Source organism: Anaerofilum hominis (assembly GCF_014287275.1).
GTDB classification, from domain to species: domain Bacteria; phylum Bacillota; class Clostridia; order Oscillospirales; family Ruminococcaceae; genus Pygmaiobacter; species Pygmaiobacter hominis.
This window is the reverse complement of the sequence record NZ_JACONZ010000003.1, coordinates 82,420-100,919: the sequence shown is the minus strand read 5'-3', so window position 1 is coordinate 100,919 and position 18,500 is coordinate 82,420. Positions and strand designations below refer to the sequence as shown.

General features: G+C 64.6%; 16 protein-coding genes. 7 read left to right on the top strand and 9 right to left on the bottom strand.

Translation table 11 applies throughout. The annotated features are described in order from the left end of the window. Positions 1-105: 105 nt before the first annotated feature. Complete coding sequence (locus H8S23_RS09045; protein ID WP_186888021.1) at positions 106-1,002, bottom strand: LysR substrate-binding domain-containing protein; 897 nt, start codon at positions 1,000-1,002, stop codon at positions 106-108. A gap of 127 nt (positions 1,003-1,129) precedes the next feature. Here H8S23_RS09045 and H8S23_RS09040 point away from each other — a divergent pair, with 127 nt between their 5' ends. Then, entirely contained in the window at positions 1,130-2,866 is a 1,737-nt protein-coding gene (locus H8S23_RS09040; RefSeq protein WP_186888020.1) for an ABC transporter ATP-binding protein, read from the top strand. Continuing rightward, entirely contained in the window at positions 2,863-4,626 is a 1,764-nt protein-coding gene (locus H8S23_RS09035; protein ID WP_186888019.1) for an ABC transporter ATP-binding protein, read from the top strand. The genes H8S23_RS09040 and H8S23_RS09035 overlap by 4 nt, the downstream gene beginning before the upstream one ends. 90 nt (positions 4,627-4,716) lie before the next feature. Here H8S23_RS09035 and H8S23_RS09030 read toward each other — a convergent pair whose 3' ends face one another. The 3 genes from H8S23_RS09030 to H8S23_RS09020 all read right to left on the bottom strand — a co-directional run bounded on the left by H8S23_RS09030 (position 4,717) and on the right by H8S23_RS09020 (position 9,729). Next, positions 4,717-6,150, bottom strand: coding sequence for an MATE family efflux transporter (locus tag H8S23_RS09030; RefSeq protein ID WP_186888305.1), 1,434 nt, complete (start codon positions 6,148-6,150; stop codon positions 4,717-4,719). A gap of 297 nt (positions 6,151-6,447) precedes the next feature. Then, positions 6,448-8,895 (bottom strand): N-acetylmuramoyl-L-alanine amidase, encoded by a 2,448-nt coding sequence (locus tag H8S23_RS09025; protein ID WP_186888018.1) that lies wholly within the window; start codon positions 8,893-8,895, stop codon positions 6,448-6,450. 519 nt (positions 8,896-9,414) lie between these two features. After that, positions 9,415-9,729: a hypothetical protein gene (locus tag H8S23_RS09020; RefSeq protein ID WP_186888017.1), complete on the bottom strand. Its 315-nt coding sequence runs from the start codon at positions 9,727-9,729 to the stop codon at positions 9,415-9,417. A 343-nt stretch (positions 9,730-10,072) separates the two neighbouring features. Here H8S23_RS09020 and H8S23_RS09015 point away from each other — a divergent pair, with 343 nt between their 5' ends. Both H8S23_RS09015 and H8S23_RS09010 read left to right on the top strand, forming a co-directional pair. Beyond that, positions 10,073-10,315: a helix-turn-helix domain-containing protein gene (locus H8S23_RS09015; protein WP_186888016.1), complete on the top strand. Its 243-nt coding sequence runs from the start codon at positions 10,073-10,075 to the stop codon at positions 10,313-10,315. Further along, entirely contained in the window at positions 10,242-10,466 is a 225-nt protein-coding gene (locus H8S23_RS09010) for a hypothetical protein (protein ID WP_186888322.1), read from the top strand. Before H8S23_RS09015 ends, H8S23_RS09010 begins: the two co-directional genes overlap by 74 nt. Before the next feature lie 516 nt (positions 10,467-10,982). Here the strand turns inward: H8S23_RS09010 and H8S23_RS09005 are convergent. Continuing rightward, positions 10,983-11,267 carry a Dabb family protein gene (locus tag H8S23_RS09005; RefSeq protein WP_186888015.1) on the bottom strand — a complete coding sequence of 95 codons (285 nt, stop codon included), beginning with the start codon at positions 11,265-11,267 and terminating at the stop codon, positions 10,983-10,985. Between the two features lie 153 nt (positions 11,268-11,420). Then, positions 11,421-12,689 (bottom strand): DNA polymerase IV, encoded by a 1,269-nt coding sequence (gene dinB, locus H8S23_RS09000; RefSeq protein WP_341479917.1) that lies wholly within the window; start codon positions 12,687-12,689, stop codon positions 11,421-11,423. 167 nt (positions 12,690-12,856) lie between these two features. Here dinB and H8S23_RS08995 point away from each other — a divergent pair, with 167 nt between their 5' ends. The 3 genes from H8S23_RS08995 to H8S23_RS08985 all read left to right on the top strand — a co-directional run bounded on the left by H8S23_RS08995 (position 12,857) and on the right by H8S23_RS08985 (position 15,562). Then, positions 12,857-13,270 carry a zinc ribbon domain-containing protein gene (locus H8S23_RS08995; RefSeq protein WP_186888013.1) on the top strand — a complete coding sequence of 138 codons (414 nt, stop codon included), beginning with the start codon at positions 12,857-12,859 and terminating at the stop codon, positions 13,268-13,270. Between the two features lie 43 nt (positions 13,271-13,313). Further along, complete coding sequence (locus tag H8S23_RS08990) at positions 13,314-14,249, top strand: putative ABC transporter permease (protein WP_186888012.1); 936 nt, start codon at positions 13,314-13,316, stop codon at positions 14,247-14,249. Between the two features lie 65 nt (positions 14,250-14,314). Further along, positions 14,315-15,562: a M20/M25/M40 family metallo-hydrolase gene (locus H8S23_RS08985; RefSeq protein WP_186888011.1), complete on the top strand. Its 1,248-nt coding sequence runs from the start codon at positions 14,315-14,317 to the stop codon at positions 15,560-15,562. A 114-nt stretch (positions 15,563-15,676) separates the two neighbouring features. On the opposite strand, the gene H8S23_RS08980 is transcribed toward H8S23_RS08985, so the two are convergent. The 3 genes from H8S23_RS08980 to H8S23_RS08970 are packed head-to-tail and all read right to left on the bottom strand — an operon-like array spanning position 15,677 to position 18,435. Further along, a complete protein-coding gene (locus H8S23_RS08980) occupies positions 15,677-15,898 on the bottom strand; it encodes a hypothetical protein (RefSeq protein ID WP_186888010.1) in 222 nt (73 codons plus the stop codon). 5 nt (positions 15,899-15,903) lie between these two features. Beyond that, entirely contained in the window at positions 15,904-16,908 is a 1,005-nt protein-coding gene (locus H8S23_RS08975; RefSeq protein WP_186888009.1) for a galactose/methyl galactoside ABC transporter permease MglC, read from the bottom strand. A 15-nt stretch (positions 16,909-16,923) separates the two neighbouring features. Then, positions 16,924-18,435: a sugar ABC transporter ATP-binding protein gene (locus H8S23_RS08970; protein WP_186888008.1), complete on the bottom strand. Its 1,512-nt coding sequence runs from the start codon at positions 18,433-18,435 to the stop codon at positions 16,924-16,926. Positions 18,436-18,500 lie beyond the last annotated feature (65 nt).

Genomic DNA, 18,500 nt, shown 5'->3' with positions numbered 1-18,500 from the left:
ATGGCGCAGAACGGACCGCGCGCCCGGCGGCGCCGCGCACCGGGGCACCTACAAATTTTAACACGTTTTCAAGGGAAAGAAAAGTGCACGATCTGTGATTTGGCCTTATTTTTCGCCCCTGCCCTCCGCCGGCGCGCCGTGGGCGGGAAAAAGCTCGATAAAAGCCTTTGCCCCCGCGCTGAGCGGCGCGGTGCGGCGGGTGGCCACCGTGACCGAGGTGACCAGCTCCGGCGCGGCGATCCCGCGCACCTCCAGCGCGCTGGGACAAAGGGCCACCGCCGAGCGGGGCACCAGCGCCACGGCCAGCCCGGCCTGCGCCCAGGCAAGGGCTGTGCGCGCGTCGTCCACCACACAGCGCGCCCGCAGCGGCGCCTCTCCCCGCCGGAAAACGCCCTCCAGCAGAGCCTCGAACCGCCGGTAATAAGCCAGCGGCAGCCCCGCCAGCTGCCGCGGGGAAAGCGGGTCCGGCCCCAGGCCCGCAAAAAGGCCCGGCCGGGCAACGGCGGCCAGAGGCTCCGGGGCCACGGCGCGGCAGTCCAGCCCCTCGGCGGGAAACGGGGTGCGCAGCACCGCCACCTCGATAGCGCCCGTGCGCAGCAGCTCCAGCAGCTCGTAGGTATTGCCCTCCCGCATCTCGAACCGCAGTTCCGGGTAACGGCCGCAGAACGCCTCAAAGGCCGGGGTGAACAAGGTGGGGCCGCAGGAGGAGATCACCCCCAGCCGCAGCGTCCCGCGCACCCCGCCCGCCAGCTGGGTCACCTCGTCCCGGGCGGCGTCGGCCAGCAGCAGCAGGCGTTTGGCCTGTCGGTAGAGCGCCCGCCCCGCCTCGGTGGGGGTGACGCGGCGCGGCCCGCGCTCGATGAGCGGCACCCCCAGCTCCTCTTCCAGCCGCCGCAGCTGGGCCGACAGCGGCGGCTGCGAGATGTGCAGCTGTTTTGCGGCAGCGCTGATACTGCCCTCCTCCACAATGGCGATAAAATAGCCCAGCTGTTTGAGATCCACGCCCCTGCGCCCCCTATAATATATTTTTTAAATATGGATAAGATACAAAACAAATATTTTTCATATACATTATACTGTGCTATAATGCCAGTGTAAATAAGGAGCATCCAAAAAAGGAGGCTGCGTGATGCGCAGACTGACAAAATATCTGCGGCCTTACCGGCTGCAGTGCATCCTGGGGCCCGCCGCCAAGCTGATCGAGGCGGTGTTCGAGCTGATCGTGCCGCTGGTGATGGCCCGGATCATCGACGTGGGCATCGCCGCGGGGGACAGGGGCTATGTGGTGCGCATGAGCCTGGTGCTGGTGCTGCTGGGGTTCACCGGGCTTTGCTGCGCCCTGTTCTGCCAGTACTCGGCGGCGCGGGCCAGCCAGGGCTTCGGCACCACGCTGCGGCGCGAGCTCTATCATCACATCAACACTCTCTCCCACGCGGAGATCGACCGCATTGGCTCCAGCAGCATGGTCAACCGCATCGTCAACGACGTCAACCAGCTGCAGACCGCAGTGGCCATGCTGATCCGGCTGGTGATCCGGGCGCCTTTTCTGGTGATCGGCGCCACTGTCATGGCCGTGGGCATCGACCTCAAGCTGTCGCTGATCTTCCTGGCGGCGGCCCCGATCATCGCTTTTATCCTCTATTTCATCATGAGCCGCTGTGTGCCCTACTATCGGACCATCCAAAAAAAGCTGGACCGCATCAGCCTGGTCACGTCGGAAAATCTGCAGGGGGTGCGGGTCATCCGCGCTTTTTCGCGTCAGGAGGCCGAGTGCCGGCGCTTTGACGCGGCCAACGAGGATCACCGCGAGGTGAGCATGCGGGTGGGGCGGGTCAACGCCCTGCTGAACCCGCTCACCTTTGTGGTGGTGAACCTGGCCATTGTGGCCATCATCTGGGCGGGCGGCCTGCGGGTGCAGTCCGGCGCGCTGACCCAGGGCCAGATCGTGGCGCTGGTCAACTACATGAACCAGATCCTGCTGGCGCTGGTGGTGGTGGCCAACCTGGTGGTCATTTTTACCCGCGCGGCGGCCAGCGCGGCCCGGGTGAACGAGGTTTTGGAGCTGGCTCCCTCTGTGACCGACCGCGCCGGGGCCGCGCCGGCCGCCGGGGCCGCCGGCACGCCGCGGGTGGAATTTGACGGGGTGGACTTCGCCTACAGCAGCGGTGAAAACGCGCTGTCCGGGGTCAGCTTCACCGCGGCCCCGGGCGAGACGGTGGGGGTCATCGGCGGCACCGGCAGCGGCAAATCGACGCTGGTGTCGCTGATCCCCCGCTTTTACGACGTCAAAAGCGGCAGCGTGCGGGTGAACGGCGTGGATGTGCGGGATTGGCCGTCCGCCGCGCTGCGCGCCCAGGTGGGCGTGGTGCCGCAGCAGGCGGTGCTTTTTTCCGGCACCCTGCGCGACAACCTCAAGTGGGGCGCGCCCCAGGCGGACGACGCCGCTCTCTGGGCGGCGCTGGAGACTGCCCAGGCCGCGGATTTTGTCAAAAAACTGCCCGGGGGACTGGACGCCTCCATCCTGCAGGGAGGACAAAACCTCTCGGGCGGCCAGCGCCAACGGCTGACCATCGCCCGGGCACTGGCCGGGCGGCCGGACATCCTCATTTTGGACGACAGCGCCAGCGCGCTGGATTTTGCCACCGACGCGGCGCTGCGGCGCGCTTTGCGGCGCGACGTGCGCGGGGCCACCGTCTTTCTGGTCTCGCAGCGGGTGAACACGGTGCGCGGCGCGGATAAGATCGTGGTGCTGGACGACGGCGCGGTGGCCGGGGTCGGCACCCACGAGGAGCTGTTCCGCAGCTGCGAGGCCTATCGGGAGATCTGTCTGTCACAGCTCACGGGAGAGGAGGCGGAACGGGCATGAAAAAGCGCACAGACGGACAGGGCGCAAAGACGATGCGCCGCATCCTGTCCCTGCTGGCCCCCCAGCGGGCCCATCTCGCCGCCGCGGTGTTGGCGGCGCTGGCAAACGTGGGTCTCTCGCTGGCCACGCCGGTGCTGATCGGCCGGGCCATCGACCACATCCTCGGCCCGGGCGCGGTGGATTTTGACGGCATGCTGCCGGTGCTGGCGGCGCTGGTGGGCGCGGTGCTGGCCAGCGCTCTGTTCGGCTGGCTGATGACCCTGTGCACCAACACGGTCACCTACCGGGCGGTGCGGGACCTGCGCCGCGCCCTGTTCGGCAAGATCAGCACGCTGCCCCTGGCGGCCATCGACGGCGCGGCGCGCGGCGATTTCATGAGCCGTATGACCAACGACGTGGACCAGGTGTCCAACGGGCTGCTGCAGGGCTTTTCGCAGCTGTTCACCGGCGTGGTCACCATCCTGGGCACTTTGATCTTCATGTTCAGCCTGGACCCGTTCATCGCCCTGGTGGTGGTGGTGCTCACCCCGCTGTCGCTGTTTGTGGCCAGCTTCATCGCCGGCCGCATCCACGCCATGTTCACCCGCCAGGCCGAGGTGCAGGGCCGCCTGACCGGGTTTGCCGCCGAGATGGTGGCCAGCCAGAAAGTGGTCAAGGCCTTTGGTTACGAGCAGCGGGCGGAGGCCCGCTTTGACGAGATCAACAAAGAGCTGTACCACTACGGCGTGCGCGCCCAGTTCTATTCGGCGCTGACCAACCCCTGCACCCGCTTTGTCAACGGGGTGGTCTACGCGGCCGTGGGGCTGACCGGCGCGCTGTCGGTGATCAGCGGCCGGCTGTCGGTGGGCGGCCTGTCCGGTTTTCTCAGCTACGCCAACCAGTACACCAAACCTTTCAACGAGATCTCGGGCGTGGTGGCGGAGTTCCAGGCCGCGCTGGCCAGCGCGGCCCGCGTCTTCCGGGTGCTGGACGAGGCGTCCGAGCCGCCGGAAGACGCGCAGGCAAAGGTCATCCGCGATTGCCGGGGCATGGTGGAACTGGAACATGTCGACTTTTCTTACCGCCCGGACGCCCCGCTCATCCAGGACCTGAACGTCCGGGCCGCGCCGGGCCAGCACATCGCGCTGGTGGGGCCCACCGGCTGCGGCAAAACCACCATCATCAACCTGCTGATGCGCTTTTACGACGTGGACAGCGGCCTGGTGCGGGTGGACGGCAGCGACGTGCGCGGCCTGACGCGGGACAGCCTGCGCGGCTGCTACGGCATGGTGCTGCAGGACACCTGGCTGTTTTCGGGCACCGTGCGCGAGAACATCGCTTACGGGCGGCCGGACGCGCCCGAGGAGGAGATCGTCGCCGCCGCCAAAGCGGCCCACGCCCACAGCTTCATCAAACGGCTGCCGCAGGGCTACGACACCCCGGTGGCGGAAAACGGGGGCAACCTGTCCCAGGGCCAGCGGCAGCTGCTCTGCATTGCCCGCATCATGCTCACCGACCCGCCGATGCTGATCCTGGACGAGGCGACCAGCAGCATCGACACCCGCACCGAGGTCAAGATCCAGCGCGCTTTTGACGAGATGATGGCCGGCCGCACCAGCTTTGTGGTGGCGCACCGGCTGTCCACCATCCGCCGGGCCGACTGCATCCTGGTGATGAAAGCGGGACGCATCGTCGAAAAGGGCACCCATGAGGAGCTGCTGTCCCAAAATGGGTTTTACGCGCAGCTGTATAACAGCCAGTTTGCCCCCAGTGAAGAATAAGAGAAGCGGACGGCCGCCCTGCCGGGCGCAAAAAAGGAACGGCGCAGATGCACCGTTCCTTTTTTCTGTGTGTTCCATTCCGCGGCGCGCTCATTCCCGCCCGGCAGGGCGCGACGCGGCGGGGCCTTCTCCCCTGTCCCTCAGCGCGCGGCAGGTGCGCACGATGACCGCGGCCGAGAGCACAAAGGTGAGCAGATCCGACACCGGCATGGAGTAAAGCACGCCGTCCAACCCGAAAAAGGCCGGCAGCAGCAGGGCGAACCCCACGCCGAACACCACCTCGCGCACCATCGAGAGCAGCGTGGAGACCAGCGCTTTGCCCAGGGATTGCAGATAGATGAAAGTTGCCTTGTTGACGCAGGCGAAGATCAGCGTGCACAGATAGATGCGGAAAGCCCGGACCGCGAAGCCGGTGTAATAGGCGCTCTCGTTTGCAGCCCCAAAAACGGCGATGAGCTGACGGGGAAACAGTTCTGCGATCAGCAGGGCCGCCGCGCCCAGCGCGGCTTCTGCGGCCAGCAGCCGCGTGAAGAGGGCGCGGGCCCGGTCCTTGCGCGCCGCGCCGATATTGTACCCCACGATGGGGATACAGCCGGCGGCCATGCCCACCGAGGCGGAGATGACGATCTGAAAAAATTTCATCACGATACCCACCACGGCCATGGGGATCTGCGCATATTGCTCCTGGCCGAAAACCGGGTCCGCCGCGCCGTACTTGCGGATCATGTTGTTGATGGCGGCCATGGCTGCCACCAGCGAAATCTGCGACAAAAAGCTGCAGATCCCCAGCGGCAGGAACCGCCTCAGCAGCCGGCCGCGCAGGCGAAAACTGTCCCTTGTCAGCCGCACGGCTTTCATATGGCGCAGATACCAGACCGCCAGCGCCGCTGTCAGCACCTGGCCCAGCACGGTGGCCACAGCGGCCCCCATCATGCCCCAGTGAAACCCAAAAATGAAGAGCGGATCAAGCGCGATATTGACCGCGGCCCCCGCCAGGGTGGAGAGCATGGCGAACCTGGGGCTGCCGTCGGAGCGGATGATGGGGTTCAAAGCCTGCCCGAACATGTAAAAGGGGAGCCCCATAGAGATATAAAAGAAATATTCTTCAGACAGCCGGAAAGTCTCCCCGTTGACCCTGCCGCCGAACAGGGTCAGCAGCGGGTCGCAAAACAGGAAATACGCGGCGGTCAAAATCAGGCTTGCGGCGGCGCACAGCGTCACCGCGCTGCCGATGCTGCGTTGCGCGTCTTCCTTTTCCCCCGCGCCCAGGCTGATGCTGACGAAAGCGCAGCAGCCGTCCCCGATCATCACCGCGACGGCCAGGGCCACCACCGTCAGGGGAAACACCACCGTGTTGGCCGCGTTGCCGTAAGATCCCAGGTAACCGGCGTTGGCGATAAAGATCTGATCCACGATATTATACAGCGCCGCCACCAGCAGGGAGACGACGCAGGGCGCCGCAAATTTTCGCATCAAAGCCCCCACGGGCTCGGTCTCCAGAAAGGCGTTGCTTTTTTGATCCATCACAAGATACCTCCATTGCAAAATAAAAAGCGTGCGGCGATAACTGGATTTACGCAGTTACGCCACACGCTGGTCTTAATTATATGGAACTTTCTCTAAAAATGCAAAGGCATTTTTGAACAAAAATACGAAAAACAGGTTTGCTTTGAAGAGGTTATTTTGCCCATCCGGGCACTGAAAACACGCCCGATCAGGGAAAGGGGGCGTTATCCCGCCATGTCCCCCCCGCCCCCATCCCCGCCTGAAAACGCGCCCGCTGGGAAAAGGACCGGCCGGGGGCGCGGGGAAAGGGAGCGCTCAGGCCACCGGGATGCTGCGCAGCACCCCTTCGGCCACGCCGTCTGCGGCGGCCCGGATGCCCTGCTCGCTGACGCAGTCCTCAAATTCGTCCGGGTTGACCAGATAGCCGAACTCGAACAGCACCGAGGGGGCGAACGTCACGCGGTTGACGTAGAAATAATTCCATTTCGGCTCGTCGGGCTCCCGGCCGGTGGCGGAGGAGACGGCGTCCATGAGGCTGCGGGCAAAGCTGCCGCTGATGCGCTCGAAATAATAGACCTCGAGCCCTTTTGCCCCGGCCGTGTCTTTGGTGAGGCCGGTGCTGTTGTGGTGCAGGGCAATGAAAAAGTCCGGCCGCTCGGCCTGTTCCATGGCCCAGCGCTCCTGCAGGGTGGGGAACGAGTCGTCGGTGCGGGTCATCAGCACCGTCGCCCCCAGCTGTTCCAGCCGGTCGCGGGCAGCCAGGGTCAGGGCCAGATTGACGTCTTTTTCCGCCGTGCCGGTGGCACCGCCGATGCCCGCCGCGCCGGTATCGCTGCCGCCGTGGCCCGCGTCCAGCAGCACGGTCACGCCCGCCAGGGGCCTGCCGGGCTCTGTGCCCAGCACGGGGGCCTTTTGCAGGTACAGCGTGGTGACGCCGTCCGCGTAGGTCACGTCGTAGCCCCACAGGTGGCTGCCCGGCGCGATCTCCAGCGACAGCTTTATCCCCTCGCCGCCGTCCTTTTCCGGGTCCAGCGGCTCTGCGGCTGCGGCCGCGACAAAGTCGTTCTGCAGCGCGCTCACGTCAAAGCCCAGGGCCGTGTCGTAAAATTTCAGGGTCAGGACGCCGTCCCGGTAATCGTCGTAACACATCGGGGTGCCGCCCGCCAGCTTCAGCGACAGGTCGCCCCGCCCGCTGACGCTCTGCTCCGGCGCCGAAAAGGTGGTGGGCGCGTCGTCCTCCACCAATTGGGCGTTGCCCGCCAGCAGATAATCGCCGCTGGAAAGCAGGTAGGCGGTGGTGATCTTGCCGCTGCGCAGCGTTTCCACCGTGCCCTGGATGGAGATGCGGGCCCCCTGCTTCACCGTCATGGCAATGGCGTCGTCATTGCCCGGATCGTTCAGGGTGGAGGCCAGCTGGGCGGTGACCTCTACATAGCGCCCGGCCAAACTGCCGTCCAGGCTGGTGTCCGGCTTCGGCGCGCCGGAGCCGCCGCCCCCCGCGGCCGGCTCCCTGCGGATCACCGTGACCGCCGCCGTGCCGCCGCCCTCCTGGCTGAGGGTGAACTCGTTGCGCCCCACCTGCAAAGGGACCTCGACGGCGAAACTGCCGCCCTGCGCCCGCAGCACAGAGCCGCCGGAGGAAACGGTCAGCGGCCGGGTGGGGTCGCTGGTGCCCAGGATCACCACCGTCTCACTGGTCACTGTGGAGCCGTCTGGCGGATAGCTGGCGGCCAGCGCCGTGGAGACCCCAGGGCTGGAGACCGCCACCGGCTCGCAGAAATAGCTGACCATCAGCCCCACGTCCGCGGGGTTCTGCATCGCTGCGGTCAGGTCCCCCAGCACCGCGCCCGGCAGATCGTTTTTCAGGGAGAGGGTGCGCAGCAGCGCCGAAAAGCCCCCGGGGTCGTTGGCCGGGGCACAGGGCAGCACCCGGGCGTCCGGGCAGGCGTCGCGCCACTGCTGCAGCGCCGCGCCGTCGACGCCCCGGGGCAGCAGCAGGTCAAACCCCTCCGCCGTCAGGGCGGCCGTCTGCGCCGCGGTCAGCGGAGCTGCAGCGCTGTCAAAGGTGAGGCCGACGGCCTTTTCGCCCGCGGCTTTTTCCATTTTTGCCCCCAGCACCGCCAGGCCCTGGGCCAAAGCGTCGCTTCCCGCGCCGAACTCCAGGCCCGAAAAGACCACCCCCGCCACCGGATAATGCCGGATAAGGCGGGCATAGGCGGCGGCCAGCCGGTCCACGCAGCGCACATTGAGCGGGTTGAACCAGAGGCCTCCGTCATAGCGCAGCGTCTCGCTGTAAAAGTCGGACGCCAGCGTGCCCCGGGCCGTGCTCTTGTCCGCCGGCCCGGCCGCGAAAGGCTCCACCACGGCGATCACCTGCACCCCCGCCTGTTCCGCCAGCGCGCAGAGCGTTTTCAGCGGGTCCAGGGCGCTGTTGACGGGCGCAAATTCCTTGTCGTCGTAATATACCCCCGCCACTTCAGCGGACTGCACCTCGAACAGCAGCGTGTTGGCCCCGGCGGCGACCGCGCCGTCCACCACGGTCTGCAGCGCGGCGGCGGCCTCCTGCTCGGTCATTTCCGGGGTCACGGCGGCAAGCGCGCCGCCCGGCCCGGCCATGGGCGCGCGCAGCGCCCGCACCGGCCCCTCGACCGTATAGGCGCGTGCCGCGGGCCGCAGGTCCAGCACACCCGCCAGCAGCACCAGCGCAATGCCCGCCACCGCTGCGGCCAGCAGGACCAGCAGCAGTTTCATTTTGGTCCTCATCCAGTTACCTCCCTCCGGCAGCGGACATTCCCCGCGGGCGTCCGCCGCCCCGTTTCGACAACTTTTTATCAGTATAGCATATCCGCGCAAGGCGGCGCACTGTAAAATGTATGAAAACGGCGGCGAAAAATGAAGCGCGGGCGGCGTCTCTCTTTCGCCGGAGGGGAGGGACGGGGCCGCGCAGCCGCGCCCCCACGGCCGGCGGGAGCGGCTGGGAGGCGTGCCGAGGGGAACTTCGGGCAAAGCAAAGCGCCGAGGGAAGCGGCCGAGGGGAACGACAGGGGGAATACCGGGGAGAGCGTCGAAAGGAGCGGCCGTGGAGGGAATGCCGAGGAACGCGCCGAGAGGAGCAGCCAAGGGAACGGCTGGAGGAAACAGATGGAGGAAGCGACCGGAGGGAACGGCCGAGGGAACGGCCGGAGGAAGCGGCCGAGGGAAACGGCCAAGGGGAACGCGGAGAGAGCGGGTGCGGCGTTTTGTCCGGCATTTCGCCGCGCCGGGAAACGCCGCGGCCGAGGCCTATTCCGGGGGACGGAAAAAATCCACATCCTCCCTGCAGAGCAGCTGAAGCTGAAGCCGGGCCCCCATCTTCATGCCCAGGGCCAGCATGATATCCTCCCGCACCGACAGGTAGCCCATCGCCGCGTCGAGGGCCGCTTCCAGCCGCTGCTCGCCCACCAGCTCCAGCAGCTGCCGCAGCATGCCCTCGTAGGCCTCTTTTTCCCGCACCTGCATCTCCCGCTCGTCGGTCGGGGACAGATCAAAGCCCTGCGCATGGGCGATGATGTTCTGCAGGTCCATGCGATCCAGCATCTTATGATAAGAAGACTCCATTTTACTCACCATCCTTGCTCAAAGTAGAAAGAAAAAAGCGAAAAATGAGGGTGCATGGTCTGCCAATGTCACTTCTAACGGCTTTTGCTCCGCAGGACGGCCGCATCGAGTCGACAGAAAAGCAACGTCCGTACTTTGTTTCTCCCAGGGGACCTCTCAAAATACTGTTACTCGCCCTCCTTTTTGGGGATTGGTTACTCTCCAATTGTTCTGCAAAAAAACATTGAATGTCTCAAAAGAAACTGTCCTTATGATAAAATAAGCTCTCTTTGTTTCATTTTAACTCAAAAGAGTTAACCTTTTCAAGAAGAAAAATATAACCTTTTTGAAAAGGGGTGAAAACATGACTGTTGGGATAGCGGTAAAAGAAAGAATTTTGGAATTATGCGAAGAGCGCGATCTCTCGGTCAATAAGCTATGCATGATAAGCGGCATCCCACAGTCTACCCTCAACAACCTTATCAGCGGCCGCAATAACAGCGTCACTGTTTCCACGATAAAAAAGATTTGTGATGGTCTTGGAATATCTCTGGAAGAGTTTTTTCACTCGGACATCTTTCGGATTTTGGAGCAGGAAATCAAATAAACTGAAAAAGCTCACCGCGTCAGACCGTTCAAAAACGCCCAGCCAAAACCCGGCCCGGGTCGCCGCGCTGGCCGACGCGCTGAAAAAGTGCGGCGAAAAGCAGCTGCTTGCGGTCGAAGCGGTCCTCAACGCTTTTGCTCCACAGCCCTGAGGCCGGGCGGCGGCAGAGCCGTGCCGCAGGCAGGGCGGGCGGCCCGTGCGGGCCCTTTCCAAAACGCGGCGCGGCAGGCCTCTCAAAAATGGGGGGCGGGCGCTGTTCCAGCCGCCGTCAGCACCCCGCCGCCGATAAACACGCGGGCTGCAACACGCGGGCTGCCCTGCCCCGCTTTTCCCTGATCCCGGGGCCGCCTGTTTCTTCTTTTCCTCTCCGCTTCCCCTTTCCGCGCCGGCAGCCAAAGCTTTTTCCGGCCGTCCCTTTCACCGGCGCAGGCGGGTCTTGCACGCAACAAAGACCGGCGCTTTTCTGCAGAACAGCAGAAAAGCGCCGGTCTCGTTTTTTCAGCGGGACAGGCCGTCTGCGGCCGGGCGCCTTGCCGGTGCGGCGGCGCCGTCCATGCGGGGACCTCCGCCTTTTACCCGCACGCAGGCGTGCGGGGGCCGGCATCGCTGCCCAGATATCCCGGGGGCCAGCCCCGCCCTTTTTCCCACGCAGGGGGTGTGCGGGGGCTCAGACCTCGAAATCGCAGGCCGCCCGGCCCACCGCGTAGCCGTGCACCGTCTTTTTGGCCTCCAGATGGGCCGGGTGGGTCTGATAGGCCTCGGCGGCCTCCCTGCTGTCCAGCTCGCTGTACAGCACCGCGTCATAGTCGCCCGTATAGGCGCGGCGCACCTGCGCTTTCGTCAGGCCGGGCACCACGCCCACCAGCGCTTCCAGCTTGTCCGCGATCTCCCGCACGGCGGCGTCCTTGTCGCAGTCCTCCCGCAGTTTCCAGAACACGATATGCTTGACCATACTGCTTTTTACTCCCTTCGTCCCGGCGTCCCGGCCGGGGCTCTGTCTATTTTTTCCCTTTTGGGCCGGGGCAGAAAACGGCCGCCCGGCGATACGGGACGCCTGCGCCGGTGCGCTTGTCCCCCGCCTCGCCTCTTTCGCGGCGGCGTTTCCTCATTCCTGCCCGGCCTTGGGGTCGGGACCATCCTTTTCCGCCCGCTGCGGCCGGGCGCGCGCTTTGTTCTCCATCAGCCCCAGATCGCTGCCCAGCACCCCGGCGGCCGCCACCGCGTCGGGGCCAAAGCGGTCCCGCAGGCCGTCCAGCGTCTGTTCCAGCCGGGCACGGCGGCGGTGGCGCGGGTCCTGCCCCGGCTCGCCAAACAGGCTGATCTGCCGGGGCGCGGCCTCGTCGGTCAGCCCCAGGGCGGTGACCGTGATGGCGCGGATGGGCTGCCGCAGGTCCCAGTTGGCCGTCACCAGGGCCATCGCCGCCTCGGTCAGCTCCCGTGCCAGGTCGGTCTCCGTCTCCAGCTGCTTTTGGCGCGAAATGGTCTTGAGGGCTGGGTCCTTGATGTTCACCTGCAGGGCCGTGCATTTGAGCCCGTGGCGGCGCAGCCGCGCGGCCACCTCGTCCGCCAGATAGCCCACGCCCACCCGGACGTCCTCCGGCCCCACCAGATTGCGGCGGAAAGTGAGGCCGTTTCCCACGCTTTTCACCGGCTCCGCCTCGTCCTGCCGCCGCACGGGAGCGTCGTCCTGCCCGGCCGCATAGGCGTGCAGGGTGGCGCCCAGCTTGCCCAGCGCCTCGATCAGCAGCTGCTCGTCCGCCGCCGCCAGGGCGCCAATGGTGCCGATGCCCATCCCCCGCAGCCGGGCCGCGGCCGCGCTGCCCACAAAGAGCATGTTTTCCACCGGCAGCGGCCAAAGGATCTCGGCCACCTTTTCGCGCGGGATCAGGGTGGTGGCGTCCGGCTTTTTATAGTCGCTGCCCAGTTTGGCGAACACTTTATTGAACGATACCCCCACAGAGATGGTGATGCCCAGCTCGCGCTTCACCCGCGCCCGCAGCAGGTCGGCCAGCTCGCCCCCGCTGGAGGCGAACAGGTGCAGGCTGCCGGTGACGTCCAGCCAGCTCTCGTCCACGCTGAACGGTTCCACCAGGTCGGTGTACTCGCCGTAAATGCGGTTGATGCGCGCGCTCATGGCCCGGTATTTTTCGTGATGGGGCGGCAGCAGGATCAGGTCGGGGCATTTGCGCTTTGCCTGCCAGATGGTCTCTGCCGTCTTGACGCCAAACTTTTTTGCCGCCTCGTTTTTGGCCAGCACCACCCCGTGGCGGCTGCCGTCGTCGCGCCCCACCGCCACCGGCCTGCCCTGCAGCTCGGGATGCTCCAGCAATTCCACCGAGGCGTAAAACGAGTTGCAGTCGCAGTGCAGGATCACCCGGTCCAACCGCCTCGCCCCCCTTTGCCACCCCTCTTTTCTTTTATTATACTCATTTTGGCCGGGGCGGACAACCGCCGCTTTTTGTGGGGTGCAAAGCCCGGCCAAAGATGGTATACTAGAAGCGTTCCACAGGATAAAACAAATTTGGACGGGAGGTTTTTTGCATGGATTCCAGCGTGAAACGCTTTTTGACCGAGATGGCCGACCGCGCCGCCGCCGTGGCGGAGGGCGCGAAGGACGCCGTGGCCGGCGCCGGCAAGGTGGTGGGGGAGAAAAAGGACGCGGCGATGCTGCGCCTGGACCTGCTGCGGCTGCGCAGCGAGTGCGAGTCCCGTTTCAGCGAGATCGGCCGCACCTTTTATTTGATGAACGCGGGCGCCTGGCCCAGCGGGGGCGAGACGGCGGAACACCGCATCGAATCGCTGCTGGGCGAGGTGGGCGAGCGGGAGATGCAGGTGTCCGACATCCTGCGCCGCCTGTCGGAGCTGTCCGGCAAAAGCGCCTGCCCGTCCTGCGGCAAGCCCTGCGACGCCGGGGCCGCCTATTGCCCCGCCTGCGGCAAACCGCTGAAAGGCTGAACGCCGCGCGCGGCAGCGGCCAGGAAAGGAGTTTGGCCCCCTTATGTGGGAAATTTCGATCTTTGGATTTACCCTTTACCAGCTGTTCTGGTATTTTGTGCTCTACTCGGTGCTGGGCTGGTGCGCCGAGGTTGTCTTTTGCACGGTCAACACCGGCAAATTCGTCAACCGCGGCTTTCTGAGCGGCCCGGTCTGCCCCATCTACGGCTTTGGCATGCTGATCGTGCTGTGCGCGCTCACGCCGCTTTCCGGCAGCCTGCCCGTTCTTTTTGTGGGCGGCGCAGTGCTGGCCAGCCTGCTGGAGCTGGTCACCGGCTTTGCGCTGGAAAAGCTGTTTCACACCCAATGGTGGGATTACAGCGATAAGCCGTTCAACGTGGGCGGTTATATCTGCCTCTCGTTTTCCCTGCTGTGGGGCCTGCTGATCGTGCTGGTGGTGCGGGTCATCCACCCGGCGGTGGCGGGCGCGGTGGCGGTGGTGCCCGCGCTGGCGGGACAGATCGCGGCCATACCGGTGCTTCTGGCTTATCTCGCCGACCTCGCGGTGACCGTGCGCGGCATCCTGAAATTCAACCGCAGCCTGGGCGAACTGGAAAAGGTCGCCGGGGCGCTGCACAAGGTGTCGCAGGGCCTGTCGGAAGCGCTGGGCGAAAAATCGCTGGAGGCCGCGGCCGCAGTGGGCGAAAAAGGCCAGGCCCTGGGCGAAAAGCTGGAAGAGACCCGGGCGAGCCTGAGCGTGCGTCTGGACGAGACCCGCGCCTCGCTGGACGAAAAGCGGGTGCAGGCGGCGCTGGGCGCGGCGGAGTACCGCGACGAGCTGCAGCGGAAGCTGGACGAGCTGCAAAACCGCTACAACGAGCTTATGGCCGCCCGGCCCAGCCGCATCAGCCGCCGGCTGGTAAAAGCTTTTCCGGGCATGAAGAACCGCCGCGGCGGCGAGCTCTTCGACGAGCTGCGCGAGCGCATCAAACGGAAATGACCGCCCTGCGGGAAGCGCGGCGCGCGCTTCTCCTCTGCGGCAAATAACTTTAAGGAGAAAGCAATATGGAGTATACGGTAAGTAAAAAGCATCGTGACGCTGTCGCCGCCCTGACCGGCGACGCCCGGGTAAAAAAGGCGCTGGACTTTCTCAAAGAGGATCATGAGCGCTGCGTCCGCGAGCAGGTGACCATCACCAAGATCTCCTCCCCGACCTTTCACGAAGAAAAGCGGGCCGCTTACATGACCGAGCAGTTCCGCGCGCTGGGCCTGACCGACGTACACATCGACGGCGCGGGCAACGCCGTGGGGGTGCGCAAAGGCAAGGGCGGCGGCCCCAAAGTGGTGGTGGACGGCCACATGGACACCGTCTATGCGGAAGATACCCCGCTGGAACCCACCTTTGACGGCGAATTCATCCACTGCCCCGGCATTGTGGACGACACCCGCGCCCTTGCCGCCATGCTCTCTCTGATCCGCGCGCTGGACGCGGCGGGCGTTGAGACCGACGGCGACCTGGTCTTTACCGGCACCGTGCGCGAAGAGGGCATGGGCGCTTTTGGCGGCGCGCGCGCTTTTTATGAGGAAAACACCGACATCGGCGCGGGCATCCACATGGACGGCTGCGGCGCGGCGGGCATCATCTATCAGTCCACCGGCATCAAGACGCTGGAGATCACGTTCCACGGTGTGGGCGGGCACGCGTATATGGCGTTTGGCGACGTGGCCAACCCCCTGCACGCCGCGGCGCGCGCGGTGGCGAAGATCGCCGATCTGCAGGTGCCCGACTACCCCAAGACCACCTTTGCGGTGTCCAACTTCCACGCCGGCACCGACGCGGCGATCCACGCCATCGTGCCTGAGGCCACCATCAAGATCAACTACCGCTCCAACGGCGCGGCCGAGCTGGAAGCGCTGGACCGCGAGGTCTTTCGCTGCATTGAAGAGGCCTGCCAGGAGGAGACCGCGCGCTGGGGCAAGGACGTCATCACCTACTCGGTCAAGACCCTGTTTGACGTGAAAGCGGCCGCGCTGGACGAGCACGCCCCGCTGGTGGAGACGGCCTGGGCTGTGGTGGAGTTTTTGGGCAACAAGCCCTATCTGGTAGAGGGCGGGCCCACCAACGCCTCCATCCCCATCGGCATGGGCATCCCGGCGGTCTGCGTGGGCGACGACGGGGTCAACGTCTACGCGCACAACGCCGCGAAAGAGCGCTTCCCGGTCAAGGGCACCTGGCAGATGCCGCAGATGAGCCTGCTGCTGATGCTGAGCGCAGCGGGCGTCGCGGGCGTGCAGGGCTCGGTGCTGGAATAAGCCCCGGCGCTGCCCAAACTAAAAAAGGCGGGCCGGCGCCCGCCTTTTTTGCTGCAAAACACCGTGCCCCCTCCAATGGAGGGGGCACGGTGTTTTGTTGTCCGCTGCACACACTCAGCCCAGCCGCGTCTTGAGCATCCCCAACAGGATAAAGACGAAGATCAGGGCCACCAGCACCCCGATGATGATGTCCAGGGTGTGCACGCTGATATGCACCTTGTCGTACAGGCGCTCTTTCCAGTTTTTGAACTCGGGCTCCGGTCCCTCCGGCACAGGGTCTCCGGCCGGGGCGCCGCCGTCCGCCTGTTCCGGGAAGCGGTCGTCTCGCTCTTCCATACCGCTCACTTCTTGGCCAGATATTTGCGCAGGTCAAGGGCGACGGCCACGATGATGACAAGGCCCTGCACGATAAAGGTGTACGAGGGGTTCACGCCCAGGAACTGCAGGCAGATCTTCAAGATCTCGAACACCAGAACGCCGACCAGGATGCCGGACACCTTGCCGACGCCGCCGTTGGTGGAAACGCCGCCGATGGTGCAGGCCGCGATGGCCTCCAGCTCATAGCCGTAGCCGGTCTGCACCGAAGCGCCGCCCGCCTTTGCGCCGGCCAGGAAGCCCGCCAGGCCGTACAGCATCGAGGCCAGGAAGTAAATGCGGATCAGGGTGGCGGAAACATTGACGCCGGCCACCGAGGCCGCGCTCTCGTTGCCGCCGATGGCGTACATGTATTTGCCGTGGCGGGTCTTGTTATACAAAAACCACATGAATATGCCCACCAGCAGGGCGATCAGGAACAGATAGGGGATGGCGCCGAACAGCGAACCGTTGGCGACCTTGGTATAGCTGGACTTGAAACCGCCCATGGGGTCGGCGCCGGTGTACACCAGGCAGATGCCGTAGACGATGGTCTGCATGCCCAGCGTGGCGATGAACGGGGGCACCTTGAAGAAAGCGACGACGCAGCCGTTGACGATGCCGAACAGCCCGCAGATGAGCATGGAGCACAGCAGGCCGGCCCAGACCGGGAAGTCGGGCAGATTGGGGAAAAAGCGCGCGCCGTAATCCACCTTCTGCAGCAGGGTGGCCGCGATGCAGGCGCCCAGGCCCACCGTGCGCCCGGCGGACAGGTCGGTGCCCTTGGTGATCAGGCAGCCGGACACGCCGCAGGCGATGATGAACCGGACCGACGCATTCATCGCCAGGTTTTTCAGGTTGGTCAGGGAGAAGAAATTGCTCTGGGTAAAGCCGACCACCAGCACCATCAGCAGGATCAAAAGGGTGATGGCGTTGTTGGACAGAAAACTGGTGACGGACTTTTTATTCAGTCTGCTCTTTGTTTTTTCCATTACTGTGATTCCTCCTTACGAAAACCTTGTGGCCAGTTCCATGATATTCTCCTGGTTGGCCTTGTCGCCGTCGATAAAGCCGGTGACCTTGCCGTCGCACATGACCATCACGCGGTCGGACATACCGATGAGCTCGCCCATTTCGGAGGAGATCATGATGACGCTTTTGCCCTGTTTTGCGAGGTCGGCGATGATGCAGTAGATCTCGTATTTCGCCCCCACGTCGATGCCGCGGGTGGGCTCGTCGAGAATAAAGACGTCCGGGTCATTGGCAAGCCAGCGGCTGATCAGCACTTTCTGCTGGTTGCCGCCGGAAAGCGACTGGATCAAAGTCTTGCTGGAAGGGGTCTTGATGGAAAGCTTGGCGACATTGTCCGCCACCAGCTTTTCGATCTTTTTCTTGTTGAGCACGATCCCCGCGTCCACGTACTCGTTGAGGGAGGCGATGGCCACGTTGTCCGCCACCGAGAGCACCCCCATGATGCCGGTGGCGCGGCGGTCCTCGGTGAGCATGGCCAGGCCCTTTTTGATGGCGTCGCGGGGGCGGCTGACATGGATCTCCTCCCCCTTATAATAGATCTTGCCTTTCGCGTGCGCGCGGATGCCGAACAGGCCCTCCATCAGCTCGGTGCGCTGCGCGCCCACCAGGCCGCCCACGCCCAAGATCTCGCCGCGGCGCAGCTGGAAGCTGACGTCGCGGAACGACTTGGGGTTGATGGAGGTGAAGTCCTTGACCTCAAAAACCACTTCGCCGGGCACGTTTTCGCGCGGGGGATAGAGGTTTTCCAGCTCGCGGCCCACCATCCTGGTGATGATCGCATCGGTGGTCAGCTCCTTTGCCGCCCAGGTGCCGATATACTGGCCGTCGCGCATGATGGTGACCTCGTCCGAAATGCGCAGGATCTCGTCCATTTTGTGGGAGATGTACACGATCGAAACGCCCTTGGCGCGCAGATCGTCCACAATGCGGAACAGCGCTTCCACCTCGTTGTCGGTCAGCGAGGAGGTCGGCTCGTCCAGGATCAGGACCTTGCAGTTGGCGCTGACCGCCTTGGCGATCTCCACCAGCTGCATCTGGGAAACGGAGAGAGTACCCAGCTTGGCCCGCGGGTCAAAGGGCATGCGGACCTCTTCAAGCAGCTTTGCGGTGTCCTCGTACATTTTTTTGTGGTCGATGATCGGGTAAAAACCCAGCGCCTTTTTCATGGGATAGCGGCCCACGAAGATATTTTCCGCCACGCTGCGCTCCGGGATGGGCTGCAGCTCCTGATGCACCATCGCGATGCCGTGGTTCAAAGCGTCCAGCGGGTCTTTGATCTGGATGGGCTCCCCCTCGTAGACGATCTGGCCCTCGTCCATTTTATAGATACCGAACATACACTTCATCAGCGTGGATTTGCCCGCGCCGTTCTCGCCCATCAGCGCATGCACGGTGCCCGGTCTCAGTTTCAGCTGCGCGTGGTCCAGGGCCTTGACGCCCGGAAAGGTCTTGACCACATCGCGCATCTCCAAACGATACTCTGACATTAACTGGCCCCCTTGCATTTATAAATCCCAAAAAGTGCGTGTGCGTCCCAGCGCACACGCACTTT